At 49.3% G+C, this 26,899-nt stretch carries 30 protein-coding genes; 14 read left to right on the top strand and 16 right to left on the bottom strand.

Annotated features, from left to right (window positions below; genetic code table 11):
• The first annotated feature begins 69 nt into the window (after window positions 1-69).
• Genes K384_RS03540 through K384_RS03525 form a run of 4 tightly spaced genes read left to right on the top strand, consistent with a single transcriptional unit; the run spans window position 70 to window position 5,602 of the window.
• Window positions 70-1,809, top strand: coding sequence for a DUF1800 domain-containing protein (locus tag K384_RS03540; RefSeq protein ID WP_038029395.1), 1,740 nt, complete (start codon window positions 70-72; stop codon window positions 1,807-1,809).
• Between the two features lie 18 nt (window positions 1,810-1,827).
• On the top strand, window positions 1,828-3,552 hold the full coding sequence (locus tag K384_RS03535; RefSeq protein WP_038029530.1) for a DUF1501 domain-containing protein: 1,725 nt from the start codon (window positions 1,828-1,830) through the stop codon (window positions 3,550-3,552).
• 12 nt (window positions 3,553-3,564) lie between these two features.
• Window positions 3,565-4,395 carry a porin family protein gene (locus K384_RS03530; protein WP_084147104.1) on the top strand — a complete coding sequence of 277 codons (831 nt, stop codon included), beginning with the start codon at window positions 3,565-3,567 and terminating at the stop codon, window positions 4,393-4,395.
• A 25-nt stretch (window positions 4,396-4,420) separates the two neighbouring features.
• On the top strand, window positions 4,421-5,602 hold the full coding sequence (locus K384_RS03525) for a hypothetical protein (RefSeq protein ID WP_038029392.1): 1,182 nt from the start codon (window positions 4,421-4,423) through the stop codon (window positions 5,600-5,602).
• Window positions 5,603-5,696: 94 nt separating this feature from the next.
• Here K384_RS03525 and K384_RS03520 read toward each other — a convergent pair whose 3' ends face one another.
• Complete coding sequence (locus tag K384_RS03520; protein WP_038029391.1) at window positions 5,697-7,112, bottom strand: SDR family oxidoreductase; 1,416 nt, start codon at window positions 7,110-7,112, stop codon at window positions 5,697-5,699.
• A gap of 9 nt (window positions 7,113-7,121) precedes the next feature.
• On the bottom strand, window positions 7,122-7,820 hold the full coding sequence (locus K384_RS03515; protein ID WP_038029390.1) for an SDR family NAD(P)-dependent oxidoreductase: 699 nt from the start codon (window positions 7,818-7,820) through the stop codon (window positions 7,122-7,124).
• Window positions 7,821-8,044: 224 nt separating this feature from the next.
• Here K384_RS03515 and K384_RS03505 point away from each other — a divergent pair, with 224 nt between their 5' ends.
• The gene (locus tag K384_RS03505; RefSeq protein WP_038029527.1) at window positions 8,045-8,482 is read left to right on the top strand and encodes a BLUF domain-containing protein; all 438 of its coding nucleotides are present in this window, start codon (window positions 8,045-8,047) and stop codon (window positions 8,480-8,482) included.
• Here the strand turns inward: K384_RS03505 and K384_RS03500 are convergent.
• From K384_RS03500 to K384_RS03445, 13 genes are all read right to left on the bottom strand, one after another.
• On the bottom strand, window positions 8,479-9,204 hold the full coding sequence (locus tag K384_RS03500; RefSeq protein WP_071837428.1) for a DUF429 domain-containing protein: 726 nt from the start codon (window positions 9,202-9,204) through the stop codon (window positions 8,479-8,481). The genes K384_RS03505 and K384_RS03500 overlap by 4 nt on opposite strands.
• Window positions 9,197-10,513, bottom strand: a complete 1,317-nt coding sequence (locus K384_RS03495) for a DASH family cryptochrome (protein ID WP_038029386.1) — start codon at window positions 10,511-10,513, stop codon at window positions 9,197-9,199. Before K384_RS03495 ends, K384_RS03500 begins: the two co-directional genes overlap by 8 nt.
• Window positions 10,459-10,623, bottom strand: coding sequence for a DUF2256 domain-containing protein (locus K384_RS13555; RefSeq protein WP_071837427.1), 165 nt, complete (start codon window positions 10,621-10,623; stop codon window positions 10,459-10,461). Before K384_RS13555 ends, K384_RS03495 begins: the two co-directional genes overlap by 55 nt.
• 379 nt (window positions 10,624-11,002) lie before the next feature.
• Window positions 11,003-12,358: a hypothetical protein gene (locus K384_RS03490; RefSeq protein ID WP_038029384.1), complete on the bottom strand. Its 1,356-nt coding sequence runs from the start codon at window positions 12,356-12,358 to the stop codon at window positions 11,003-11,005.
• A 141-nt stretch (window positions 12,359-12,499) separates the two neighbouring features.
• Entirely contained in the window at window positions 12,500-13,705 is a 1,206-nt protein-coding gene (gene trpB / locus K384_RS03485; RefSeq protein WP_038029382.1) for a tryptophan synthase subunit beta, read from the bottom strand.
• Window positions 13,702-14,352, bottom strand: a complete 651-nt coding sequence (locus tag K384_RS03480; RefSeq protein WP_038029380.1) for a phosphoribosylanthranilate isomerase — start codon at window positions 14,350-14,352, stop codon at window positions 13,702-13,704. The genes trpB and K384_RS03480 overlap by 4 nt, the downstream gene beginning before the upstream one ends.
• Window positions 14,349-15,164, bottom strand: coding sequence for an indole-3-glycerol phosphate synthase TrpC (gene trpC / locus K384_RS03475; RefSeq protein ID WP_051633086.1), 816 nt, complete (start codon window positions 15,162-15,164; stop codon window positions 14,349-14,351). The genes K384_RS03480 and trpC overlap by 4 nt, the downstream gene beginning before the upstream one ends.
• Complete coding sequence (gene trpD / locus K384_RS03470; protein WP_038029378.1) at window positions 15,161-16,180, bottom strand: anthranilate phosphoribosyltransferase; 1,020 nt, start codon at window positions 16,178-16,180, stop codon at window positions 15,161-15,163. Before trpD ends, trpC begins: the two co-directional genes overlap by 4 nt.
• Window positions 16,181-16,245: 65 nt before the next feature.
• A complete protein-coding gene (locus K384_RS03465; RefSeq protein WP_051633085.1) occupies window positions 16,246-16,869 on the bottom strand; it encodes an anthranilate synthase component II in 624 nt (207 codons plus the stop codon).
• Window positions 16,870-16,875: 6 nt separating this feature from the next.
• The gene (locus K384_RS03460; protein WP_038029377.1) at window positions 16,876-18,318 is read right to left on the bottom strand and encodes an anthranilate synthase component I family protein; all 1,443 of its coding nucleotides are present in this window, start codon (window positions 18,316-18,318) and stop codon (window positions 16,876-16,878) included.
• 352 nt (window positions 18,319-18,670) lie between these two features.
• On the bottom strand, window positions 18,671-19,630 hold the full coding sequence (locus K384_RS03455) for a GNAT family N-acetyltransferase (protein WP_038029375.1): 960 nt from the start codon (window positions 19,628-19,630) through the stop codon (window positions 18,671-18,673).
• A complete protein-coding gene (locus K384_RS03450) occupies window positions 19,620-20,210 on the bottom strand; it encodes a phosphatase PAP2 family protein (protein ID WP_038029373.1) in 591 nt (196 codons plus the stop codon). Before K384_RS03450 ends, K384_RS03455 begins: the two co-directional genes overlap by 11 nt.
• Window positions 20,211-20,570 carry a YraN family protein gene (locus tag K384_RS03445; protein WP_038029371.1) on the bottom strand — a complete coding sequence of 120 codons (360 nt, stop codon included), beginning with the start codon at window positions 20,568-20,570 and terminating at the stop codon, window positions 20,211-20,213.
• Between the two features lie 46 nt (window positions 20,571-20,616).
• Here K384_RS03445 and K384_RS03440 point away from each other — a divergent pair, with 46 nt between their 5' ends.
• From K384_RS03440 to K384_RS03400, 9 genes are all read left to right on the top strand, one after another.
• Window positions 20,617-21,639, top strand: coding sequence for a bifunctional phosphoglucose/phosphomannose isomerase (locus K384_RS03440; RefSeq protein ID WP_038029368.1), 1,023 nt, complete (start codon window positions 20,617-20,619; stop codon window positions 21,637-21,639).
• On the top strand, window positions 21,620-22,357 hold the full coding sequence (gene lipB / locus K384_RS03435) for a lipoyl(octanoyl) transferase LipB (protein ID WP_038029365.1): 738 nt from the start codon (window positions 21,620-21,622) through the stop codon (window positions 22,355-22,357). Before K384_RS03440 ends, lipB begins: the two co-directional genes overlap by 20 nt.
• Before the next feature lie 54 nt (window positions 22,358-22,411).
• The gene (locus K384_RS03430) at window positions 22,412-22,816 is read left to right on the top strand and encodes a hypothetical protein (protein ID WP_038029364.1); all 405 of its coding nucleotides are present in this window, start codon (window positions 22,412-22,414) and stop codon (window positions 22,814-22,816) included.
• A gap of 139 nt (window positions 22,817-22,955) precedes the next feature.
• A complete protein-coding gene (locus K384_RS03425; protein ID WP_051633083.1) occupies window positions 22,956-23,870 on the top strand; it encodes a hypothetical protein in 915 nt (304 codons plus the stop codon).
• A 117-nt stretch (window positions 23,871-23,987) separates the two neighbouring features.
• A complete protein-coding gene (rpsF, locus tag K384_RS03420) occupies window positions 23,988-24,356 on the top strand; it encodes a 30S ribosomal protein S6 (RefSeq protein WP_038029363.1) in 369 nt (122 codons plus the stop codon).
• A gap of 3 nt (window positions 24,357-24,359) precedes the next feature.
• On the top strand, window positions 24,360-24,617 hold the full coding sequence (gene rpsR, locus K384_RS03415) for a 30S ribosomal protein S18 (RefSeq protein ID WP_038029361.1): 258 nt from the start codon (window positions 24,360-24,362) through the stop codon (window positions 24,615-24,617).
• Window positions 24,618-24,634: 17 nt separating this feature from the next.
• Entirely contained in the window at window positions 24,635-25,078 is a 444-nt protein-coding gene (gene rplI / locus K384_RS03410; RefSeq protein ID WP_038029360.1) for a 50S ribosomal protein L9, read from the top strand.
• Between the two features lie 167 nt (window positions 25,079-25,245).
• Window positions 25,246-25,794: an EF-hand domain-containing protein gene (locus tag K384_RS03405; protein WP_038029359.1), complete on the top strand. Its 549-nt coding sequence runs from the start codon at window positions 25,246-25,248 to the stop codon at window positions 25,792-25,794.
• Window positions 25,795-25,896: 102 nt separating this feature from the next.
• Entirely contained in the window at window positions 25,897-26,316 is a 420-nt protein-coding gene (locus K384_RS03400; RefSeq protein ID WP_157630038.1) for a hypothetical protein, read from the top strand.
• Here the strand turns inward: K384_RS03400 and K384_RS03395 are convergent.
• A complete protein-coding gene (locus tag K384_RS03395; RefSeq protein ID WP_051633082.1) occupies window positions 26,252-26,899 on the bottom strand; it encodes a 5-formyltetrahydrofolate cyclo-ligase in 648 nt (215 codons plus the stop codon). The two genes, K384_RS03400 and K384_RS03395, sit on opposite strands and share 65 nt — an antisense overlap.

Below are 26,899 nucleotides of genomic sequence, written 5' to 3'. Positions count from 1 at the left end.
GTTTTAAGTGAGGTTCATTAAACATGTGGTCGATAATAACGTATTTTTTTAAAAAAACGATTGTTCACTATGCCTTATTTGGACCCTATTACAGGAAATTTAGGCGAACGGCGGGCACGCCATTTGTTACGTCGCCTGACCTATGGCGCCAATCAAGCTCAAATTGATGCTTTTGCCGGCATGACTGCCCCCGCCGCGCTCAATCAGCTGTTTAATTTTGCGGTACCCCCACCCCCGCTTGACGAAAGCGGCACCTCTTGGGTCAATCAGCCCCCACAAAATGACGAAGACGAAGACCGTCAGCGCCATCTGATAAAATTATGGTGGTTGGGGCGCATGTATGAAGAAGACACCGCCTTGGAACGCCTTACTTTTTTCTTACATACGGTACTTACCACCAAAGACGAAACCGTGCGCAGCAGCCGGGCCATTTATTACCAGCTGCAGTTGTTCCGCACTTACCTTTATAATGACTTCAACAACGTCAACCCCAACTTTAACCGCTACACGCAGCTCATCAAAAAAATATGCATAGACAATGCCATGCTCGTGTTTTTGGACGGGCGGCTGAATGAAAAAGGCAATCCGAATGAAAACTTTGCCCGGGAGTTGCTCGAGCTGTTCACCATAGGCAAAGGCGACACCATAGCCCCGGGCAACTATACCAATTACACCGAGGACGACATACGCGCAGCTGCCAAAGCCCTGACCGGATGGACCAATGACGACACTTTTTCCAACATAGACCCCGATACCGGCTTACCCATTGGCATGGTCAAAGAATACAACGGCGTTGCCATACGACACGACAACAACATCAAGACCTTCAGCAGTGCCTTGGCAAGCCCCACTTACCCTGCCCCACAGATAGTGCCCAATCCGGCACTGCTTACTGCCGGCGGTGAGCCTACTGCCGCCAGTGCCTACGACGAAATCAGTCAGCTCATAGATATCATCTACGCCAAGGAAGAAGCCGCCCGCTACCTGTGCCGCAAGATTTACCGCTATTTTGTTTATCATGAAATCACTCCCGACATAGAAAGCAACATCATAGCCCCATTGGCACAAGACCTCATGAGCAACGGCTACCGTCTGCGCCCCGTGCTGGAACGTCTTTTCAGCAGTCAACACTTCTTTGAAGAGATGGCAGGCGTTGAAGACGATAAATTTGGTGCCATTATCAAGTCCCCCTTGGAAATCAGCATAGGTACCTTGCGGGCACTGCGCTATCCGGGCTTTCAACTCACACCGATGAGCGCTGACCCTGCCGCGCATTACATGCAAATGGAAGCCATATGGGCAGCGGTGAAACGCATGGGGCTCGATTTCCTGGAACCCTATGACGTGGCAGGCTATGACCCTTACCATCAGGCACCCGGCTATCACCGCAACTGGATAACAACCAACAACCTGGCACAGCGCTATGCTTTCATTCAAAAACTGCTGGATGAAAACAACGGCTGGGGCTTTTGGTTCGACAGCCTTGCGTGGGCAAATGACCCGGCCGCCGGCATCACCGATGCCATGGCTACCACCCCCACCAATGTGGATGGCATGGACCTTGCCCTCGACTTGGTGCGCCACGTGGTGCATCGTTTTCTGCCTTTAACCGACACCGCCACGGAGTTCACCCCGGAGCGCATTCACTATTTCGGCGTGTTCCACCTGGGCGGGCTCTCTTTTGCCAACTGGGTGTTCAATTGGAACAACCGCAACAGCGGCAATCCCGACATCAGCAGCGATACGCGTGCCCGCTTAAATAACCTGTTGAATGCCGTCTTGCAGTCGCCGGAGTATCAATTACACTAAAACAGCAAAGCCATGAAAATGAAAAGAAGAACATTTTTAAAACAAATGACCCGTGGGGTAGCGCTGCCTATAGTTATCAATGGCATTCCCTTTCGCCAATTGATGGGCTTGCCACGCCTGCAGCGTTGGGCACGCATGAGCACCAACGACAAGGTGCTTGTCATTGTGCAGCTGCATGGTGGAAACGACGGCCTCAATACGGTCATCCCTGTCAATCAATATAGCGACTACTACAACCTGCGCCCCAACCTGGCCATTCCGGATACCGGCTCGCGCCGTTTCATCACCTTGGACCCGCTGCTACCCGATGAGCAACAGGCCGGCCTGCACCCCGATATGGTGGGACTCAAGGCTTTATATGACGAAGGCAAGCTCAGCATCATTCAGAATGTGGGGTACGAGCATATGAACGGCTCGCACTTCAAAGGGCGCGACATATGGTTTGGCGGTGTAGGCTACGACGACCCCATCTCTTCGGGATGGATAGGGCGCTACTTGGAGCTGGAATATGAGCAGGACGGCGCCGCCTATCCGGAAGATTTTCCCAACAGCAGCATGCCTGACCCGCTGGGCTTGGAGTTTGGCAGCGATGTATCTCTGGGCTTTCATACCGAAGACACCATACCCGCCGCCATTGCCATTCCCAATCCTGCCGGCTTTTTCGATTTGGTCAATAACCTGGAAGGTTATTACGAAGAAATCAACGTGGACCCGCGCGGTATCCCGCCCACTACCTTGCAAAACTCGCCTTATGGCAAAGAGCTGGCATGGATTTTAGGTATAGAAGACTCTACCGACGACTATGCCCAACGCCTGCAGGAACTCTATCAAATAGGCAATGCCTTTCAGTCGGGCGTGGTGTACCCTACTACCTACCCTCTGCAAGCACCTGCCGGCAAGCTGCATAACCCACTTTCTTTGCAACTGCAAATCATTGCCAAACTACTGCACGGGGGCTGCAAAACCAAAGTCTTTTTGGTGCGTATCGGGGGGTTCGACACCCACGTGCAGCAGGTAGAGAGCTACAACAATACTTTGGGGGCTCATGCTGCTCTGCTCTATCACGTGGCCTCGGCAATGAAAGCGTTTCAAGACGACCTGCGGGCGCGTGGCTTGGAAGACCGCGTGCTGTCGGTCACCATTTCGGAGTTTGGACGCCGTGCCCGGTCCAACGGCAGCTATGGCAGCGATCACGGCACCGTAGCGCCCATGTTTGTATTTGGCAAGCAGGTAAACCCCGGCATGATAGGCAAGAATCCCGACTTGAGCAAGGTGCCTCAGAAGGGCGGTAACCTTTCCGATGACAAAGAAGACATCGTGGATTACCGTTTGGTCTTTAGCACCATTCTGCAAGACTGGTTCGAAGTAAGCAGCGATAAAATCCCGCTTATCTTCCCTTCGCTGATAGACGACGGTTACCAAGCCACGGACAAGCTGCCGCTCATAGGCAGCCGCGTGACTTCTTTGGACAACTTCCTGAAGGTGCGTTACCGTCTGGAAAGCTGCTACCCCAACCCGGCCACTGACCACACCACCATTTCCTTTTACATCAACTCGCCGCAACATGTAGAGCTCTCTATAGTGAGCCTGCAAGGTGAGCGGCTGCGCACGCTGGTACATCAGCCCATGGCTGCCGGCACCCACCATTACACCGTAGATTTGAGCGGCTGGAGCCCCGGCACTTATCTGTGCCGCCTGCGTACACCTTTCTGGACCGACACCAAAAAAATCATCAAACTGTAAAGCAGATATTCTATGAGATACTTTTTATTGCTATTTATGTCTTGCGTGCCCTTGTATTTACCGGCACAAGGCGACCCGTTTTTTAACTCGCAATGGTGGATGGGCATCAAAGGGGGCGTAAACCTGAGCCGCTTTGAAGTGCTCGAAAGCCACGGCGTATATACTTTACTCACACCCGACTTGCAGGTAAACTATGAAAAGAACTATGAATCATTTGAACGCTATGGCTCTCAAATAGGGCTTCCTGTCATGTTCAATCACAAAAGTGGACTTTCGGTAGCCATAGAGCCCACTCTCATTATCATGAATATGGGATACAAAACGCAATATGCATGGCAGGAAAGCGGGCAGGAGCTTTTGTTGGACTACACCCACCGGGTCAACTTCCGGTATCTGGAAACCTCTTTATTGATTCGCTACATGCCCATCGCCACACGCCTGCGTCCCTATGTGATGGCGGGTGCTTACTATGGCATGCTGTTGCAAGCAGATAAATATGCTGAAGTAAACAGCTACGATGCCGCTTCCGGAGCGGTCAATAGCGTGCAAAACAATGCCCCCGTCATCGGAGCGAAGGATTTGTTTATTCGTTCAAACTGGGGCTTCACCGGGGGGCTGGGAGTCAGTTTCGATGCCGGCAATGTGCGCCTGGCATTACAGGCTTTGTATAAGTACGGCATGAACAACATTACCAACGTGCGTAACCGCTATGCCGACAACCGCCTAATTGGGCAGGGTGAAGCCTTCGATGACCTGCGCACCGAAAATATCGAGATTTCTTTTTCCTGCCTCTTCCCCATGAAGTTTTTAGAAACGGGCAGCTACCGTCGTGTGAAGTATTAAACATTTCAAAAACATTTTTTTCGCTATGATACGAATCAAACTATGGCTTTTGCTGTGCGCCGGCCTGTGTGGGCTCACTGCTTGTGACATTCAAGACAACCGCATAGAACCGGGTGAGCGCTTCAGCCGCATTTATGATACCGGTGAGTATGAACGTGCATACTATGCCGTGGACGTGGCGCCTACTGCCGACAGTGGTTTTATTGTGCTGGGCGCCGCCGAAGTCGATTTTAGTGATTTTTATGGCTTGTATTTGTTAAAGATAGACAAGGAAGGGTTTCCCGAATGGCAATATCTGGCAAGCAGCGATTATGTGCATCCTCTGGGCTTTTTGAGCGACGGTGCCAATAATCTACAGGTAGTTTGTATGGATGCAACGGGGCTTTATCCGCTTGTGCTGACCGTAGCCCCCGAACCTGCACTCGTTGCTGCTTATCCTTCGGTAGAATATCCTTTGGCTTTTAGCCGCCTCAACGATGGGCGTCTGGCATTTCTTGCTTATGACCGTGTAGGGCGAAACAGCGTGGTGGCATTCAGCGACGACACCCGGCAAACCTTCCCTATTTACGAAGATGTGGAAGCCCTCATCTTTCAGCACATCAGCCGGCGCGGTCAGCAATTCCCCTTCTTTATTGGGCAAACACCCACAGGGCAAATCTTCTTCAACGGTTTCAATAACTACACCCTTGCACTCACTTTTTTGGACGCAGGTGGCTCACAAACGGGGGTTGTCAATGGCACACGTTATGAAGCAGGCATGAGCGCCTGTGTCGCACTCCCGCAAAGCAACCGCTTTTCGATAGCCCGCTTCAGCGAAGACGGCCGCACCTACTTTGCTCCCTCGGTCAGCATAGATCCCAATGCCGTGAGCAGCAGCAGTAACCTAAAAGGGTATCTTATCCAGGAATTAAGCCCCAAGGCGGGGGTGCGTTTACTTCATACCGAAGCAGGTGGCTTGCCGGTGGTTTTATATTTAAGCAGCACACAAAACGGACAAATCGCTTTGTATGCATATGACGCGGAGGGAGGGCAGTTGTTGGGCACCCGCTATTTTGGGCACGGCAATCGTTTTGAAGCCGGAGCCATGTGCCGCACCCCGGACGGCGGCTTGCTTATTACGGGGCGTGTATGGATGGCGGGGCGCTTTGCGCGCTTGTGTGTATTCAAATTGAACGAAGAAGACATACGCCAACTGCTTCAACCTTAATCACTTAAAGCGCAACCGGCGCCGCGTGCCGAAGCAAACGAAAAGGGAGCAGCCTGCGCTGCCCCTTTTTTTAATACCGTCCGGATAAGACACACTACTGTGTCAAACGATGAATCAAACCTCGAAAAACAATTTCATGCATGGGCAGCACAGCGTACCAATACAAGCGTCCCCACAACCCCTTGGGACGAAAAGTAGCCACTTGCCACAAATAACCATCTTTTATACGAAACTCCAGCCAAGCTTCACCGGGCAGCTTCATTTCAGCAAAAAGCAACAACCGTCCTTCCTCTTTGTTGGCATAAAGCACACGCCAAAAATCCACACTGTCGCCTGCTTCGATGTGGTCCCGGTGTGTGCGCCCACGGCGTAGCCCCACACCGCCTACGGCTTGGTCGAGCAAACCACGCAGCCGCCACAGCCACTGAGCATAATACCACCCTTTATCCCCTCCTATCTGCCATATACGCTCGATGGTTCGTTGCCGGTCGCGTATCTTTTTCTTTCGAACGTCTTTGAAGCAGCCGTAAGTAGGCACCTCTATAAAGTCCGATATTTTGATAGGGCGCTTGCTACTACTCATGGCATCGTGCCAACTCGATGCCACTTCGTTGTTTTGTATTTTATCCAATGCGCGCCGGATTGCTTCTTCATAAGAAATGGCTCTGAAAGGCACATGCGCCTTGATGCGCTCATCGCGGCAAACCACCTCGACACTCATGCTGTCAACCAGGGCACGTGCCAAACGGTAAGGCACCGAAGTAACAAAGTGCAACCAGTAAGAAGACAAGCGAGGGGTCATCACGGGCACGGTAAAAATCAAACGCTTCAACCCACGCACGCGCGCATAGCCCAAAAGCATCTCCTTGTAAGAAAGCACATCGGGTCCGCCAATATCGAACGATTGCCCGTAACAGGCTTCATTGCCCAGCACCCCCGTCAGTATTTCCAACACATTGGCAATGGCTATGGGTTGGCAGCGTGTCTTCACCCACTTGGGCGCCACCATCAGCGGCAGCTTTTCTACCAGGTCACGAATAATTTCAAAGGAAGCGCTGCCTGAACCGATAATGATGCCTGCCCGCAAGGTAGTAAGGGCAAAAGTCCCTTGCCGCAGCGTTTGTTCTACGCGCAGGCGCGAACTCAAATGCTCCGACAAGTCTTCATCATTGACAATGCCACTGAGATAAATCACCTGCCGGGCTGCCGTGCCACTCAAGGCTTCCACAAAATTCTGTGCCGACTGTTGTTCCACGTCCGCATAATCGTGGTGCGAAGCCATTGAGTGCACCAGATAATAAGCCGCCTCTATGTCTTTTGGAATGGCTTTGAGAGAATCGACATTTAATAAATCGGCCTCTATCACCTCCAAATAAGGGCGCAAAGAGGCAGCCGGGTGAAAGCGGGCCCGGTCACGCACCAGACAAACCACCTGATGCCCCAGCCCCACCAGCAAAGGCAACAGACGCTGTCCTATGTAGCCGGTGGCTCCTGTCAATAAAATTTTCATGTGTTCCCCCTATATCTTTAACGATGACATGCCACCATCGATATGAAACACCTGCCCGGTGATCCAGGAAGCCGCATCGGACAATAAGAAGGCAGCTGCCTGTGCTATTTCTTCAGCATTGCCCAAGCGTTTGAGCGGATGGCGTTGGGCATTGGCTTTCTTCTTTTCTTCGTTGGAAAGCAGCGCAGCCGCCAGGGGCGTATCGGTCAATGAAGGGGCAATGGCATTGACCCGCACCGTAGGTGCCCATTCGGCAGCCAGAGCGCGTGTCAGCCCTTCGATGGCTCCCTTCGAAGCAGCCACTACGGCATGAAAAGGAAAGCCCGTTTGAACGGCCACGGTAGAAAACAGCACCACCGCTGCACTTTCCGCTTTTTTCAAAGCCGCCTGAGCTGCCCGCAGCGCCTTGACAGCACCTACTACTTGCAGCTGATAATCGTTTATAAAATCTTGGGGAGTAAAGCGCTGAAAAGGCTTCAGAGCAATACTGCCCGGACAATAAACTACTGCATGCAGGGTATCGGGCAAAAAACCGTCAGGAAATGCTTCGTTTACGGCATCCCAGCGTACCCATTGCGTGTTTGCTTGGGTGCTTGGTTCGTGGCGGTGGTAAGTAGCCCATAGGGCGTGCCCTTCATCGGTGAGCACAGACGCCAAAGCTTTTCCTATGCCACTTGAAGCACCAATGATTAAAATGTTTTTTCTCATAAAAATGACATTAAGGCTTTTGTTGGTTGAATATACAACTGCCCGGCATCTGCTTTTGTTTGCCCGAATGACGATGATTTTCAGTCAGCAAGCAAATCTTAAAAAAGGACTTGTGCAATGCAAATGTTTAAACAAAGTGCCAAAAATATTGAGCATAAAGCGCCGGTCTTTCAAACAAAAAAAGATTAAAGGAGTTTTGATATTGTAACCAAAAAAAAATGACCATGCTAACACAACTTATCTATGTAAGCAAGCGGAGCCTGAATTGCACCGAGAAAGATATTGAACAGATATTGGTTGCCAGTCAACGCAACAACCACGCATTAGATGTAACCGGCGTGCTGCTGTATTCGAAAGACCGCTTTCTGCAGGTATTGGAAGGTGATTTTTTAACAGTAAAAAAACTGTATGACAAGATAAAAAAGGACCCACGACACTACGAAGCCTTCCTCATAGGCTTGCGTCCCATAGAAAAACGTGAGTTTCCCAACTGGAGCATGGCAGGTAAGACCATGAACCTGCAAGGGGTAGAGTTCAAGAACTACCTGAGTCCCGAAGAAGAAACCCAGTTTCAAAAAGTGCTGAATGCACAAAGCACCGATGCCTCGCAAGCCAGCCGTTTGATTCAGACCTTCTTTATGCAAAGAGAGGCTGTCAGCTAAAAAACCAGGCGAAAACGCAAGCCGTCTTTATCGCAGGGTGGCTCTTGGGTGATGCTGCGTGCGTTGCCCATAGCCGCCCTCAATGCTAAAATGGAAGCATCGGTTAAATCGTCTTTTTTGTAGAGCTTTTTGGGCACCCGCTGCATAAAATCTTCTATTGCAGCTTCTGCTGCCGGACATAGCTGCTGAAGCACTTCCACGCGCTGTACATAGCCCAAATGGCTACTTTTGGGTGCCATGGGCATTTCTTTATGCCAAAAAGACTGAAAGATTAGTTCCGGATGTGATTCTCTGAATCGTGTCTTCAAAGCGGGATAGCTCAGCAACAAATCATGCACTTCTTGAATTTTGTTGCGTAAGTTCCAGGCTTGTTTGCTCAATCCTTTGTCGTACAGCTTCTTCTGTATGCGGTTGGCTTCTTCGTAAGTATCTTTTCTCAGCGCTTCATAAGAAGGCGGCACAAATACGGAAGCCTTACGCCAGCGGAGCTGCTGCCGCATGTGGTGGTCTATATAGCGCTCAATGCCTTCGCCACTCAACCCAATGGGGATATCAATCCATACACTTTGTGCGGCATACCAGCTTTCCAGTGCCTGTTCCAACTGTTTCACGAACGCTAAACTAAGCCTGCCGGTAGCGGGGACATAAAAGGCGGCAATCCATCCTCCGCGACAACCATCTATACCTGCGTAAAGCGTTCTGTCGTCTCGTAACTTATGCATAGAAAAGCCCTCCTTGCAGCCATAGTCTTTGGAAGTCGCCCTGCGGGTCGTAGCGTTGTGCTTGGGTGTCGGGATTAAACAAACGGTCGCGCGGGTCATTGCCTACTCCCGCCACATATTGCCAATTGCCGTAGTTGCTGTGCACGTCGTAGTCGATAAGCTGCGACTCAAACCAGGCGGCACCCATACGCCAATCGATATGCCAGTGCTTGGCAAGAAAAGACGCTACATTTTGACGCCCGCGGTTGCTCATCCAGCCGGTATGCAACAGCTCCCGCATGTTGGCATCGATAAAAGGATGCCCCGTCTTTCCTTGCCGCCAGCGCTCAAAGCGTTCCATATCCTGCGCCCAGGTGTAGTTGCGTTGTTTAAATCCTTTTCTGTGAAAAAGCAAATGACGGTACTTCATTGCCATATATTTGAAGTATTCGCGCCACAAAAGCTCAAAAAATAGCCAGTAGGTGGAATCGTTGGCTTGCACCTCTGCTTCATACCGCTTGATTTCGGCATACAGCAAGCGCACCGACAAAGAACCGTTCGCAAGAAAAGGCGAGAGCTTCGAGCTGTAGTTCAAGCCAATCAGCCCGTTGCGTGTCTGCTTATATCGCGCAATACCATGTTGCTCCCACAAATAATTTTGCATGCGCTTCAAAGCATGGGTTTCACCCCCCGGAAGGGAAAAAGCTGCCTGCGGATGAATCTTCACATGGCAAGCATTCAACCAGTGGGGCAACTCCCTGCTCAGCGATAAAGCCGGCACAGTTGCTTGTGGCCGGGGCAAAGGCAATGGCGGCATCACTTGTGCTTTCTGTTCTACGGTTTTACGAAACCGGGTGAACACATCGGGTATGGCAGAAAACAAAGGATTGATTTGCGCCGGCATATAAAGCAATTGGTCATAAAAGCCCTGCCACCTTGCCTGTGGGCAAGCAGTGCGCGCCGCCTTGACAATATCTTCTTCTTCCTGCGTCCATTCATTTTGAAAAAATACAGCTTCAAAAGGATATTGCGCTTGGATATGCCGGAAAGCTTTATCGGCACTGCCTTCGTAAAAATACAAGGGCACACGCAAGGCTTCCATCAAGCGCTGTTTCAGGTCCATCAGGCTTTCTTTTAAGAAATGCGCACGGAACTGCCCCGTTTTTGGGAAGCCCCAGCGGTCTTCCTGCCAGTCTTTTGGGTGAAAAACATAAAGCCCTATTACCTCTTCACTCTCTTTCAGAGCATGGTAAAGGGCTTGGTTGTCGTGCACTCTCAGGTTGTTCCAGAACCAAACGACGGCTTTTTTGTATTTTTTTGTCTTCTGCATCTTTCACTGCAATATTTTACTTCTGCCCAACAGTTTGCCCACTTTTTACGCCAGCTGAAAGGGCGCCCACAGACTGTGCAGACTTTTTTGGGCAGGTGAGTTTTGCGCATGTGGTCTGTTTTGAAGGAAAAACTACATACTCAACAGCATTGTTTGCTAAAAAAGAAAGAAACCCTATATCCTCTCCATAGTAGTTTGGGGATAGACCAGCGCGCCCACTTCGGGAGCGGCTTCAATAACTACACACTTGCCCTTGCCTTTCTCAATGGCAGCGTGGGCAAATGGGGGTTGTCAACGGCACACGTTATGAAGCAGACATGAGCGCCTGTGTGTATTCAAATTGAACGAAGAAGGCATACGCCAACTGCGTTAACCCTAATTACTTAAAACGCAGCCGAAGCCTCGTGCCGAAACAAACGAAAAGGGAGCAGCCTGCGCTGCCCCCTTTTTTTGATACCGTCCGGATAAGACACCTTATTTCTTCTCTCTTTATCTTTTTCGAGCATAGAAGAACCCCTCGCCATCCTCGCTAATTGCCATCCAGTGGAATTCATTCCATCTTATGGAAAGAAATTCTACCGGCACAATCTCTTCGCCTTGTAGCGAATAAACACCCTTTTTACCATTTATGCTCACGATGACCCCTTCATTTAACACCTCTACCGAATCGAACTTAGCGGGCCAATAGCGCTTTTGGTTAAAAGAATACAATTTTAAGTACCCGTTTTGATTGATACGCAACAAATCCTCTGTCAAGAGCGAAATGTCCCATGACGGTTCCACCGGAAGCGCATCCTGCGGGTGAGTGAAGATGCGCACCCACCGTTGTCCTTGATTCCATGTAAATAGAAACATCTTATCCACCGATACAGAATCGGCGATAATACGCGATACTGCTTCTTCTTTTTTCAGCGAATAGAGTTCGTAAGTTTTTTGCCCGGTTTTCAGCACCAATGTATCGCCTTTTATATCTATACACTCGCCGTGGGGCACACGCAGCAACAACTTGTCAAGCAACACCTCTTTTACAATCAATACACTATCCTGTTGTTCTGTCATATAGACACAATCATCGATAGGCCATAATTTTTTCTGTTCCTCACCGGCTTGTTTCTTCACTACCCACCTTTCTTGCTTTAAATCAAAAATGCCCGCCCCTTCATCCCTCCAACTCACGAGCACATAACGCAACGGCTTCCGGCTTTCTCCCTCACGCCCGGGCTCCCGGAAAAAACGATTGATATATACTGAAGGCAGCGTATCTATTTGAGTAAAAAAACGCTTCTCTTTCACAGAAAACAGACAATGCCCATCTTCCATTTTCACCAATACGATAAAATCACCATTCCAAGAGGGAGGCGGTGATGCCTTCCAGCGTGGCACTTGCCCCATGGTATCAGGAAAGCGAATGTCGGAACACCAAAAAAACAACTCACGGTCCAGCTCTTCTATGCTTAAAGGGGAATAATAGTCCAAAAGCTTATGGTCTTTGCTCTTGATATCTGTATTAAGCAGCACATCCCCTATTATCTTATAGCTGGAGTGCGGTTGCTTCCAGCTGAGATAGCACAATCTCCAAATGGTACTATCAGCTGACAAGGGGTTGGCAATGAGTATTCCACACTTAGAGAGCCGCCATACCTTGGGACCTATTCTGTGCACAATTTCCTTACGATTATTCTCACAATCAACTATCCGTAAATAATGACGTTGCTGCCAAGGCCAGGGAATGCCCGATGACTCGCTTGTAAGATAAGACACCGCCGCCACAAGCCACGCTACCAGCAGCAACCTTTGCATGCCTGCAATAACCAAAGGGCTGACCTTTCTCTTTTTTGGCGACATAATGAGGTTTTTAAATTTCTACCCAAAATAAACTTACATAGAACAACAAGCAAAAGCAAAGCAAAAAGTATGCACAAAGAAAAAATCCGGCCGGCCGCACCTTGTGCGCTGCCGGCCGGTGTATTCAATAAGTGTCCACACTCAAGAACGCCTGCCAAAGTAATCGATATAAGTCGCCAAGTCTTTGTCGCCCCGCCCCGAGAGGCTCACGACCATCACCTCATCGTTTTCGAAGCTCATCTTTTTGAGGGCAGCCAAGGCATGCGCCGACTCTATGGCTGGAATGATACCTTCCGTCTGGCTGAGCTCCAGGGCAGCTTCCATCGCTTCGTCGTCTGTGACAGCAAGGAAACGGGCGCGCCCCGTATCGTGCAGGTGCGCATGCAAAGGACCAATCCCGGGGTAATCCAAGCCCGCCGAGATGGAATAAGGCTCTACCACTTGCCCGTCGGGGGTTTGCATCAGCAGTGTTTTGCAGCCATGTAAGATACCTATGCGCCCGCGGGCGATGGTTGCCGCCGTCTTGCCGGTATCGATGCCCTTGCCTGCCGCCTCCACTGCCACCAGTTGCACTTGCGGCTCGTCGAGGAAGTGAAAGAAAGCACCGGCTGCATTGCTTCCGCCCCCTACGCACGCCACAACGTAATCGGGGCACGCCCGCCCCTCTTTCTCTTTCAGCTGCTTGCGTATTTCCTCACTGATGATGGCTTGCAGGCGCGCCACCATATCGGGATAGGGATGCGGACCTACCACCGAACCAATAATATAATGGGTATCGGCAGGGTTGTTTATCCAATCGCGAATAGCCTCGTTGGTGGCATCCTTCAAGGTGCGGCTGCCACTCAATGCCGGACGCACCTCCGCGCCCAACATGCGCATGCGCTCTACATTGGGCTTTTGGCGTTCCATATCCACCGCGCCCATATATACCACACACTGCATGCCCATCAAAGCACAAACCGTGGCAGTAGCCACTCCGTGCTGCCCGGCACCGGTCTCGGCAATGATGCGCTTTTTGCCCAAACGCTGTGCCAATAAGATTTGCCCCACCGTGTTGTTGATTTTGTGCGCTCCGGTATGGTTCAGGTCCTCACGCTTCAAATAAATCTTGGCACCATAGCGCTCCGACAGGCGACGGGCAAAATACAAAGGTGTGGGGCGTCCCACATAATCGCGCAGCAAAGCCCGCCATTCTTCCTGAAAGTCTGCCTGTTCAATGATTTTTAAATAATTTTTCTGCAACTCCTCTACGTTCGGATACAGCAACTCCGGAATGTAAGCCCCCCCGAAGCGCCCGTAAAAGCCTCGCTCATCAACGGCGTAGGGGCTTTTTGTTTGTGTTGTCATATTTTTTCACTTTTAAACTCAAAGTATTTTAACAATTCTTGTACTTTTTGTAAATCTTTATTGGCCGGTGCTATTTCAAGCCGGCTGTTAAAATCCAAACCTGCCACAGGCAAATAATCATGATTTTCTAAAAAAGACAGCAGAGCGGCTACATTGTGCAATCCTAAGCCACCGCTCAACCAGATAGGGGTACTAAGCTCATAAGAAGCGAGCAGCTGCCAACGAAACGCTTGCCCGTTGCCCCCACGCTTTGCGCCGGCTGTGTCGAAAAGAAAAGCATCTACATGGGGGGCATAGGCTTTCAGCAGCTGCACCGATGGCAGGGCATCGCCCACGGAAAACACTTTCCAAACCTGTACCGGCAAGTGCTCGCGCACAGCCGCACAATCATTGGGGGTTTCGTCGCCATGCAACTGCACAACCGTCAGGGCATCGCGCCGCACATAGTAACTTATCTGTTCAAGCGTGGCATTGACCATCACGCCTACCTTCTTTGCCCTGACAAGGGCAGGCATAACAAAATCTTCGCCCACGAAGCGTGCCGAAGCGGGATAGTAAATAAAGCCCATGTAAGGCACGCCCAAGCGCTCACACTCTAAGATTTGCGCTGTTTGGCGCATGCCGCATATTTTCAAGGCTATATTCATAAAGCATTCACCTCCTTTATCCGGCATCGTGTAGCTTCTATCAAGCGGCGGCAGCTTTCGCCCGGTTCCGGGCTTGTCATAAAGGTTTCGCCTATCAGGAAACCACGATAACCATGCTGCATCAAAGCCACCAGGTCATCGGCTGTGCGCAAGCCACTTTCCGAAATCCGCACGGTGTCTTCGGGAATGTATGCTGCCAGCTGTTTCGAATGTTCAAGGCTCACTTCAAAAGTCTTCAAGTTGCGGTTGTTGACACCTATCATATCTACAGGTGCTTCCATGGCTTTGTCCAGGTCTTCGATACTGTGTATTTCACACAACACCTCCAACCCCAAATCATGTGCCCGTTGGGTTAAAAAGCGGATTTCTTTGGCACTCAGAATGTGCGCAATCAGCAGTACCACATCGGCACCGTAAGCTTTGGCTTCATAGAGCTGATACTCATCTATGACGAAGTCCTTGCGCAAAACAGGCAAAGCAGTAGCACTTCTGCCCACCTGCAAATCGAGCAGGTCGCCATCAAAGAAAGGCTTGTCGGTCAAAATAGAGATGCCGGCAGCTCCCGCACGCTCGTAATCAAAGGCTATTTCTTGCGGCTTGGCATGGGCTCGCAAAGCCCCTTTTGAAGGCGAACTTCTTTTAAACTCGGCAATAATGCCAAAAGGCGCCGACAACAGTTTCTTTTTCAACGAGAGAGTGGCTCTCCCAAAAAGAGGCTTACGGCTAAGCTGCTCTATTGTCTGCGTTTTACGGCGTGCCTGCACTTCGGCACGTTTATTCATTACAATCAAATCCAAGATGGTCGAGGTCATAGCTGAACGGTTTTAGGATTGCTTTTACTTAAAGACTGAATGATTTGAAGGCGGCGCAAAGCTTCTCCGCTTTTGAGGGCTTCGGTGGCTGCTTCGCGGCATGCGTCGAGCGAGGCATACAAACCTGCCACATGAAGCGCTACCGCAGCATTGGCAATGACAGCCGCCTCTTGCGCTTGGCTGCCCTGCCCTTGCAAAACTTTCAAAAACAAAGCGGCGGCTTCATCTATGGTCTGTCCCCCGTGCAGCTCTTCGGCTCGCAAACGTGGCAAGCCCAGCTCTTCGGGTTCCATGATACTTTCAGCCTCGTGGGTCATGATTTTAAAGGCAGAAGTCAAAGACACCTCGTCATAGCCCGCAAGACTGTGCACGATAGCAAATCGCTTGTCGCTACGCTGATACAGGTAGGCATACAGTCGCAGCAGCTCCATGCTGAACACGCCTACCATCTGCTTGGCGGGGAAGGCGGGGTTTACCATCGGTCCCAGCATGTTGAAAAAGGTTTTCACGCCCAGTTCGCGCCTTACGGGCGCCACATTCTTCATAGCCGGGTGAAACAAGGGGGCATGCAAAAAGCAGATGCCGGCTTCTTCTATCTGGCGGCGCAGCTGAGCCTCGTCGTTGGTAAACTGAACGCCCAAAGCCTCCAGCACGTTCGAAGAGCCGCACACCGACGACACGCCATAGTTGCCGTGCTTGGCTACGGGCTGCCCGGCTGCTGCCACCACCAACGATGCCAAGGTGGATATGTTAAAAGTGTTTTTGCCGTCACCACCTGTGCCGCACAGGTCTATGACATCGTATGCCGACAAATCGACCGGCACGCACAGCTCCAACATGGCATCCCGGAAGCCTTCCAGCTCTTCTACCGTAATGCTGCGCATCATGTAAATGGTCATGAAAGCAGCCACCTGTGCCGGTTGGTATTGTCCCCGCGCTATATTTTTCAGTATTTCTTTGGCTTCCGCTTTGGTAAGGGTCTTATAATCGAGCAAATAAGAAATTACTTCTTTCATATTTTTCACAGATTGGTCAAAAGGATATTCAATTCAAGGTCATAGCCGGTTACACAACTGCGGCTTTAAGCCATCAGTTTGCTTGTATTTTCATTCATAGCTTGTGTAGGTGAAGGATTGAGAGACAACCAGTTTTGCAGCATTTGTTTTCCGTATTCCGTAAGCACAGATTCAGGATGGAATTGCACGCCCCGCACATCATAGAAACGGTGTCGCACCGCCATGATGCGCCCTTGCCCGTCTTCGGCAATTACCTCAAGGGTTTCATGGGGAAAGCCCTTGTGGTCAATAATCCAAGAGTGATAGTGGGCTGCTTGAAAAGAAGGAGGCAGGCCTTCAAACAGACGGTCTGCCACCAAAGGGCGCATAGGCGACGCAACGCCATGCAACACTTCGGCCAGGTTCGACAAGCACGCGCCGAAGGCTTCGCCAATGGCTTGATGCCCCAGACAAACGCCCAAAATGGACTTATGCGGGGCATAACGCCGGATGAGTGCCGGCATGATGCCTGCTTCGGAAGGCAAGCCCGGACCCGGCGACAACAATATTTTGTCGTAGGCTTCTACGGCATCCAATGAAATTTCATCATTGCGAAACACCTCCACGGCTTCTTCCAAGCCCAACTCATAGAGCAGATGCACCAGGTTGTAGGTGAAAGAATCATAATTGTCCAATACAAGGATTTTCATAGCTGTTTATTTTTTAAAAATATCTTCTGCATACTGAATGGCCTGTTTCAAGGCAGCCAGCTTGTTATTTACTTCCTGCAATTCATTTTCTACCGATGACTTCGCCACAATGCCTGCTCCCGCTTGTGAATAAAGGCGATAGTTTTTGCTTAGAAATGAGCGAATCATGATGGCTTGATTGAAGTCACCATTGAAGCCCAAATAGCCGATGCAGCCACCGTAATATCCCCGGGCACCTTTTTCATAAGTATCGATCAGCTCCATTGCCCGGTATTTGGGGGCACCACTCAAGGTGCCGGCCGGGAAGGTGTCGGCCACCAGCTGCAAAGAAGGCACGCCGGGTTTCAAACGGGCACTTACCTTCGACACCAGATGAATGACATGTGAATAGTATTGTATTTCCTTGAACACCTCCACTTTCACGCCGGTGCCGTGCCGGCTCAGGTCGTTGCGTGCCAAATCTACCAACATTACATGCTCGGCATTTTCTTTAGGGTCGGCAAACAAGCGCTTGGCCTGCTCATAGTCGGCTTGGTCGTTGCCCGTACGGCGAAAAGTGCCGGCTATCGGGTAAATGGTTGCCTGCCCGTCTTTAATTACTATCTGTGCCTCCGGCGAAGAGCCAAACAGCTTGAAAGAACCGTAATCAAAGAAAAAGAGATAGGGCGAAGGGTTGATGGAACGTAAGGTGCGGTACACATTGAACTCATCGCCCCGGAAAGGCTGCTCGAAACGGCGCGAAAGTACCAGCTGAAACACGTCGCCTTTTTGGCAGTGGTCTTTGGCTGCCTGTATGGCTGCCCGGAATTCGTCATCTGTGAAGTTCGAAGTCTCCTGTCCTACTGTATAAAAAGGATAATGCGGCACGTTACGGTTTTCGATAATATCCAAGAACCGCTCCAGGTCACTTTCTTCGCCCTCCGGGCAGTGCTCAAGCACATACATTTCATCTTTAAAGTGATTGATCACAATCATAAAGCGAAAGCTCTGATACAACATCAAGGGAATACGCCGCTCTTCTTCCAGCACCTGCCCGAAGCGAATGTTTTCAAAAAACTGAACCGCATCGTAAGCCATGTAACCAAACAGCCCGTCGGTCACAAAGGGCAGGTTTTGACTTTCAACTTCAAAGCTATTTAAAAAATCTAACAAAGACTGCAACACTTGCTCACGCTGCTCCACGGGCTGTTGATGGGTGCTGCCATCAGGATAGGTGGTTTGTATTTCGTAATTGTGTACGGCAAAGCGGGCAATAGGTGCCACGCATATGTAGGAATAAGAGTTTTCGCCGCCGTGATAGTCCGAACTTTCCAACAACAGGGTGTTTACAAACTTATCGCGCAACTTCATGTATAAATTCACCGGGGTGTGGGTGTCTGCCAAGCGGCGATGCACGCGTGTGCGCAGGCGATATTTTTTCTTCGTATTGGGGGGTGAAAGATGTATCATGATTTTTGTTTTTTGGTTTCCGGAAGTGAACAAACAAAAACGGCTCGCTGCTGTGAGCAACGAGCCGTTTTTTATACGCTAAACTATTATCATTTATGCGTCAGCTGTTCCATAAACATAGCACGTCGTTGCCCACAGCTTTTTTATTGCTGTGCCACCACCAACGTGCTACGATATGAACCAACTGCTTTTGCATACTAACTTTCAGCGTAAAGGTTTTAATGTAAAAGTGCCGTAGTAGAGTTGTTTAATTGTTACCGAAACAATATTTTTTCTCTTGACTTGATGCAATGCTAAGAAATAAATTTCTTACATGCAAAGAAATGTGCGTATTTTTTTACAAAATTAGCATTTACAAACTGATTATCAAGGTATTTTTGCATCCACGCTTTGCGGACAACCTTTCTTTAAACGCGCTCAACCCCTGATTCACAATACCTTTTACCGAAGAGATGCCCAAATCCAAAAAAGAGATTCCTTCTTGCCGGGCGTATTCATATATGGCATTCAAGAGCGGCACCATAGGGCTAAAAACATAATATTGAGGATGGCAAACGGGCAAAAAGTAATAAATCACTTGCGGATGCACCCGCAAAGCAAGCGTAGCCGCCAGCAGCCGGTCGTCTGTGTCGCGCAACTCAAACAATTGCATTGCTTCTTTTGCTATAGCTGCCGAACGAATCAAACGCTCATAAGTGATACTCAAAGGGATATTACGTGCTTGCCTGTTCAGCTCCAATAAAGAATAGAACTCATTCCACCGGGTAATATCAAGCGCGCTTGCCGGATACCTGCGAAGGTGCCAGTGATAACGCCGGGGCATGTTCAAATAGCGGCGCTGCCCGCGGCTCATCAGTGCCCGTAATGGCCGGTCTTCCACGCGTAAGTAATGGCAAAGGTCTTCTACTATCTGCACGCGCCTGCTTAGCGCCTGCCATGCCCCGGCGGGGGGCGTGTGCAAGGGGTAAAAGTCCGGGGGACAAGCCACCTGCCAAACCGCTGCTCCTTGCCCTTCCAAAAAGGTCAAGGTTCGTTGTAACAGCTGCTGCCAGTCCGCAAGAGAGAGCCGGGCGCTTCCCTCCCATCCGCCAAAGGTCAAAAAGCGGGGACTAAAAAAACATTTCCGGGGACCTTCATATAAATATACGAGGGCATGCAGCCTGTTTCCGTCATGCGCCATGCCTGCAAACACTTCGCCCCCGGTGTAGGCAAGCGGGTATTCTTCTTTGCAAAAAAGTGAGGGCGAAAAAGCGATGGGCATGGCACGCAACAGGTGGCAAGCTTCATTTATCCTCACAAATTCAACTTGCATGGCCCGCATCCTTTTTCTTCAAAAACACGAAAAGAAGATAATACACGACAAAGGCAGCCAGACCTCCGACCAAGCCCCCCACGACCACATCGCTCAAATAATGCTTTCCCAGGTACACGCGGCTAAAAGCAACTACCGATGCCCACAACCACAGGCCATGCACCCATTTGCTTTGTTTTCGCCATAGCAAAACAAAGAAGGCAGCGACTCCGAAGGTATTGGCCGCATGCGAAGAGGCAAAGCCGAAACGCCCGCCACAACCATCGGGAAGCAGCAGATAGGGCTGCAGAAGCGGGTTGTGACAAGGGCGCAAGCGCTCAAAAAACGGCTTCATCACAGCCGAAGTCAGTTGATCGGCCAAGAGCACCACCAAGGCTACTGCCACCAGATGCCAAAGCAATTGTGCCGTGGCACGGTGCTGCTTCCATAGCCCCCAAAGCAACAGAGCATAGAGCGGCAACCATGTCCATGTTTCAGATACGGCGGTCATCACTCCGTCTGCCCAGGGGCGATGGTGCCGGTGCACCCAGAGGATGAAATCATAATCCCACTGTTCTATTGGCTGTAAAAAGGTGTTCATTTACGAAAAAGCGTCTTCAAAGTGTTCAATCAAATGCTGCCCCGAAGATACAAGCTTTATGGCAATAATATCGAAGCGTATGTTTCCATGCCACGCCCGTTCGAAGATATAGGCTTCTGCCGCTTCCATGATGCGCCCTGCCTGTGCTTCACTCACAAACTGCTCAGGGAAGCCAAAAGCCAGATGGCGCCGGCTTTTCACTTCCACAAACACCAGCAATTCGTCTTTTCGCGCAATCAGGTCTATTTCAAAACGCCCGTGGCGCCAGTTGCGTGCTTCTATATGATATCCTTTTTGTTGCAGGAAGTGTACAGCCAACTCTTCGCCTTTGTCCCCCTTCTGACGGCTTGTTTTTTTCATTTTTCCCGTATATTTGGCACAAGTTGAATTTAAAAATTATATAGCAATGGCTACGAACTCTATGAAAGAATTGATTGAAGGCTTTTCCTCCCAGTTGCAGAAAGCTTTGGAGATAGCCCGAACGGCACGCTTTTCATTTAAGGCGGAATCTATCCGGCAAATAGTGGTTACAGGGCTGGGGGGCTCGGGTATCGGCGGTAACTTACTGCAGTTCTTCGCACAGGACATGCTTCCTGTGCCTGTGGTGGTCAATAAAACTTACAGCCTGCCGGCGTTTGTCGGCCCTCATACCTTGGTAATTGCCAGCTCTTTCTCAGGGAATACAGAAGAAACTTTGTATGCTTTGCAAGAGGCTATTGAGCGCAAGGCACAAGTGCTTTGCATCACTTCGGGTGGTCAATTGCTGGAAATAGCCAAAGCCAAGGGCTTTGATTACATACAAATACCACAGGAAGCGCCCTGCCCGCGTGCCTTTTTGGGGTATTCTTTGGTGCAGCTCATGGCAGTGCTTAAACACTTTGTGCCGGCTTTCGACCTCGAGCATGAAGTGCTTCATGTATGCCAGCAGCTGGAAAACTACCGCACGCAAATACAAGCAGAAGCTCACCGGTTGGCTAAGCTCTTTCATAAGCGCTTGCCCGTTGTGTATGCCGACGAACGCTGGTACCCCGCCATCCTGCGACTGCAACAGCAAATCAACGAAAATGCCAAGCAATTATGCCATGTCAACGTATTTCCGGAAATGAACCACAACGAACTGGTGGGCTGGGGACTGGACAAAGCCCACTACCAGAACATAGCCGTGCTCTTGCTGCGCAGCAACCTTGACCATCCGCGTGTCAAGATTCGCATGGATATATGCAAGCCCATTTTTGCAGAGAAAGCAGCACAAGTGTATGAGCTGAGCACACACGGGCAAAGCTACTTCGAACAGATGCTGTATGTTATACACCTCTTCGACTGGGCATCTTTCTATCTGGCCGGTTTGAACGGCGTGGATGCCTTCCCTGTTGATATAATCAATCACTTGAAAAGCAGTTTGGCCAACTATGAAAACCAAGCAAAATAGAGAAGTAGAGTTTCGTCATTTGGGTAATATAGACTATCAGGAAGCCTGGGATTATCAAAGCCGCCTCTTCGACGGCATCGTGGAACAGAAGCGGGCCAACTACGCCTTGCCTGCCGAAGAGCAGCGGCTCTGCCCCAACTATTTGCTTTTTTGCTCACACCCTCATGTCTTTACGCTGGGCAAAACGGGTAGCCTCCAACATTTGCTACTCAACGAGCAGCAAATGCGGGAAAAAGGCATCAGTTTTTATAAAATAAACCGGGGGGGCGATATCACCTACCATGGCCCCGGACAGATTGTAGGCTACCCCATCCTTGACCTTGATAACTTTTTCACGGACATAGGGCGCTATATCCGCAGCATCGAGGAAGTGATCATACGCACCCTTGCCGAATATGGCTTGGACGCCGGGCGTATCGAAGGGCTCACGGGCGTATGGCTGGGCTATAAGCCCGGCGAGGTGCCGCGTAAAATATGTGCCATTGGGGTGCGCACCAGCCGGTGGGTGACCATGCACGGCTTTGCTTTCAACATCAATACCGACCTGCAGTACTTCAACTACATTGTGCCCTGCGGCATCAGCGACAAAGCAGTTACCTCTCTTGCCAAAGAGTTGGGGCATGAGGTAAACATTCAGGAGGTGGAAGAAAAGCTCAAGCGCCATTTCGAAGCAGTCTTCGAATGCCGGCTGTTCGAAAAGCACACTGCCACACGCTAAGCATAGAAAACTTTTGTACCGGTTCAGCCTGTTTTCTATAAAAAAGAAGTATCTATGAAAAAAGACATTGAATTCCCGAATGTTGAAGGAGTAAAGGTTGCCATTGTAAAAAAAGAGAACATTGCCTCACAAGACGAGTGGTATGTGTATATACTGAACACCAACCCCTACCCTATTCACACCATATTGATTACTGCCAAAGGATATGGCGAAATAGACGGAGAAAAAAGAAAAACCTCTACCTTACGCTATCATATAGAAGAGCTGCCGCCTGAAAGTTATGCCATGATAGAGCCCATTCATCCGGATGTTTTCTCTCTTTATAGCGAATACTGGGTAAGCTACTACGTTGACAAGCAAATATTTGACAAGAAGTATATTTTTCCGCCCGACTCCATTCAGGATGCACACCTTACGCTTATCAAACCGCTGAATATGCCGGGCATTTTACACGAATAACCAAAAAAGCACACTACTTATCTTGCCTTCCCGGTATTTTTTTGTATCATTTTTGTTGGCATTACGTATAACCTTTGTGTTTTTGACCTAAGCAACAATTAAACGCTTTCAATTAAAAAAAAAAATCAATTGCCGTACTATGGAACAGAATAACAAATCACAAGAGAAACGCCAAGCGTGGCTCATCGGCATTATAGTTGTGCTTACCCTCACCAACTTAATTTTGCTCTATTTGTTCATTCAGCGCAATCAGGAGGTAAACCAGCAAGCTGTTGCCATCGAAGAATACCAGGAAGAGATAGACCAAACCTCTGCCAAGCTCGATTCCATCTCGCAAGAGCTCGACAAACGCATAGAAGAAGCCCGCGCCCTGAATCAAGATTACGAAGCCCTGCTGAAAGTAAAAGAGCAGCTGGAGCGCGACAAAGAGCAGCTTAAAAATGCCAATGCACGCATGCTGCGCGAATATGAAGAAAAGATAAAAGCCTACGAAGAGCTGCTCATTGCCAAAGACAAAGAGCTGGAAAAATGGCGCGAAATAGCCAATGAACTCAATGAAGAGGTAGTAGAAACGAAAAAAGAAAAAATGAAGCTGGTGGACTCCATCAGCAGTGTGCAAAAAGAAAAGCAGAAACTTGAACAAACCCTTGCACAGGCTGCCATACTGAAAGCTGAAGGCATTCGCATCCTGGCAGTCAACTCACGTGGGCGCGAACGCGAAGACGATGCTTACCGGGCACGCCAAATCGACAAAATAAAGATAGCATTCAACCTGGCAGAAAACAAAGCTGCCAAAGCCGGACCCCGCCAAATCTATTTGCGACTGATAGAGCCTTCCGGGGCGGTGCTGGTAGGACCCGACGGGGGGCGCTTCCAAGATGCGCAAGGCCAAAACTTGAACTACACCACCATGAAGCAGGTGATGTATGACCAAAGCAGTCAAGAAGTAAGCATCATTTACGACAAAGGGGGCGAGTACCGCGAGGGCACCCACGTTATTGAACTCTACTGCGAAGGACATTTGATTGGGCGCGGCTCTTTCGTAGTGAAATAAGTCCGTTGCTTTCTGTAAACTTATAAAGAGGGGCAAAAGCTCCTCTTTTTTATTTGTTTTAATAAAACAGAAAGCTTAAATTTGCACCTTGTTAAAACCAAAAAGGATTTTCAATCTATGGAATTCAAAAATCAGTACGAAACGGTATTCATTTTAACTCCCGTCTTGTCTGAAGATCAGATGAGGGATGCCGTTGACAAGTTCAGAAAAATCCTGACTGAAAACGGTGCGGAGTTAGTGCATGAAGAGAATTGGGGGCTGCGCAAGCTGGCTTATCCCATTCAGAAGAAAAAAACAGGCTTTTATCAGCTGTTCGAGTTCAAAGCAGGTCCTGAAATTGTCAATATTCTGGAAACAGAATATCGCCGCGATGAGCGTGTAATGCGTTATCTGACCGTAAAACTTGACAAATACGGTGTAGAATACAACGAAAAACGCAGAAAAGGCGAACTGAAACGAGTAGAAGAACCCCAAAACGAAGAATAAGCCATGACACTTATAAACGAACCTATTCATCAGGAGAAACGCAAGAAGGTAAAGAAGTACTGCCGTTTCCGCAAGTACGGCATCAAGTATGTAGACTACAAAGACCCTGACTTCTTGCTGAAGTTTGTGAACGAACAAGGTAAAATTTTACCTCGTCGCCTCACCGGCAACAGCCTTAAATATCAGAAGAAAGTGGCACAAGCCATCAAGCGTGCCCGTCACTTGGCTCTGTTGCCGTTTGTAGCAGATAACTTGAAATAAAAAAACCGTAAAGCGTCATGGAAATTATTTTAAAAGAAGATATTGCCGGATTGGGCTATAAAAACGACGTGGTGAAGGTAAAAGATGGTTATGCCCGCAATTACCTTATTCCCAAAGGATATGCTGTCATTGCCAACAAATCGAACCTTCGCCAACTGGAAGAAGAGCTGAAACAAGCTGCTCACAAAGCTGAAAAAATCAAAGCCGATGCCCAAGCTATAGCCGACAAAATCGGCAACTTGGTGCTTGAAATCAAGGCTAAGGCAGGCGAAAATGGTCGTATCTTTGGTTCTGTAACCACCGGCCATATAGCCGAAGCGCTCAAAGAAAAAGGATTTGACATCGACCGCAAGAAAATCTTAATTGTAGGCGAAGCCAAAACTTTGGGCGAATACAAAGCCATCATCGACCTGCACAGAGAAATAAAACACGAAATCACCTTCAAGGTAGTAGCCGAATAAAAAAAGCATAGTGGCTGCTGTTTGAAAAGAGGAGGCTATCTGTTGTCAGATAGCCTCCTTCGTTTTATTGCTTTATATGCCACAATAAAAAGAAAAAACAGCAAAGGTAGTTGCATAGTTTTTGCCCATTCCCTATTTTACTCATATGTCCCACCAACATAAAAACTATGTTAAGCGCATTTCAAAGACAAAAAATAGAGCACCTGTTCCGCTTTTACGACCAAGACAAAAGCGGATTTATTGAAGCAAAAGACATCGACACAATTGCCAACCGCTTTGCCGAAGAGTTCAGGTGGCGTATTGGTGAAGAACAAGACAAAAAGTTTCGCTCGCTGTTTCGTCAAGTATGGCGCAAACTGGTGCTTCGTTTCGACGAAAACGCCGATGAAAAGGTAAGCCCCGAAGAATTTTTGCAAGCCTACACGCAAAACCTGAGCAGCGAAGAAGCGTATCAAAAAAACGTTTTTCCTTTCATAGAAAAGCTTTTCCCTATACTTGACGGTGACAAAGACAACGCATGGACTCAAAAAGAGTTTCGCCGCTTCTACCGCTGCTTCGGGCAAAGCAACGAAGAGGCCGATGCTGCTTTCGAAGCCATGGACTTAAACGGTGACGGTCTCTTGCAGCAAGAGGAGGTATTTACTCACTTCCGTGCGTTTCACCTGAGTGAGTCAGCCGAAGACATAGGTAATCACTTCTTTGGAAAACTAAGCTAAACTGCTTCTGCTTACACACCGTCCAAAGAGATAAACATAGCTTAAGCAGGCATGTTTATCTCTTTTTTCTTATCATTGTATCATAACGGAACGTATTTTTTTATGATTATAGACGCCAATCAGTCTGCCGTAAAACACAGATACGACGAAGTCATCGGTGCCGTTATCATCGAAATCAAGGAACGGGCCAATAGTCCGGAACTCAAAAAAGCCATACGCACCATAGTTACTTTGTATCTGCCCAACGACCCTTTCCGGTGGCTGGTTGATGTGCGTTATGCCCAAAACTTACCCAATGATTTTTTTTACTGGCTGCCCGACTGGTGGCAAGAAGAGCTTCCCGAGATGCTTCCCCACCGGCATTATGTTGCCTATGTGCTTAATCCGAAAGTATTTAGCGACGCCGGTTTGCAAAGAGTCAATGCCAAGCTGGAACAAAGCCAAGGCACCAAGATAGCTAAGGAACGTTACTTTGCTTCTTTATTAAGTGCCCGTGCATGGCTTTTTCAGCAAGAAATCTAAAGTCGTATGTCCGCGCGGGCGTAACCACCAAATGCAAAGGCATATCGTGCTCCTCCAAGTCGGCGATGGCTTTTAGCGGTGGCAGTAAAGAAACACCGACACGCAAAGCATGAGGCAAGTGGCGCAAAAAGGCATCGTAATAGCCTTTGCCATACCCTACCCGCCCCCCACGCAAATCAAAAGCCAAGAGGGGGACAAGTACAACATCTATGTTTTCAAAGTCGGAAGGCGCAAGCGCAGGCGCTGAATCCGGAGGTTCCGGCACCCCCCAACTGCTCAGCTGCAATTGTGCGTGAGGCAACAAGCGGTAATGCTCCAAACGCCCCCCCTTCACTTTAGGCACTGCTATTTGCACATTGGGAAACGTCTGCTCCAAAAAGTGCAAGAGCGGCCGCATGTCGGGCTCACGTTGCCGTTCAATAGGCAGGAAGGTATGCAGATAGCGCACTACCTGCCAATGGATAAGCGCTTGCAAGTGCTCAATCAAGGCTGCATTGAGGCGCCGGTACTCTGCTTCAGGCAATGCTTGCCGCTGCTGTTTTGCCCATGCCCGCGCTTCTTGCTTCGAAAGTACTTCATTCAT

The organism is Thermonema rossianum DSM 10300 (assembly GCF_000426825.1).
Lineage (GTDB): Bacteria > Bacteroidota > Bacteroidia > Cytophagales > Thermonemataceae > Thermonema > Thermonema rossianum.
The sequence above is the reverse complement of the archived record's forward strand: the minus strand, read 5'-3'. Positions and strand labels throughout refer to the sequence as shown.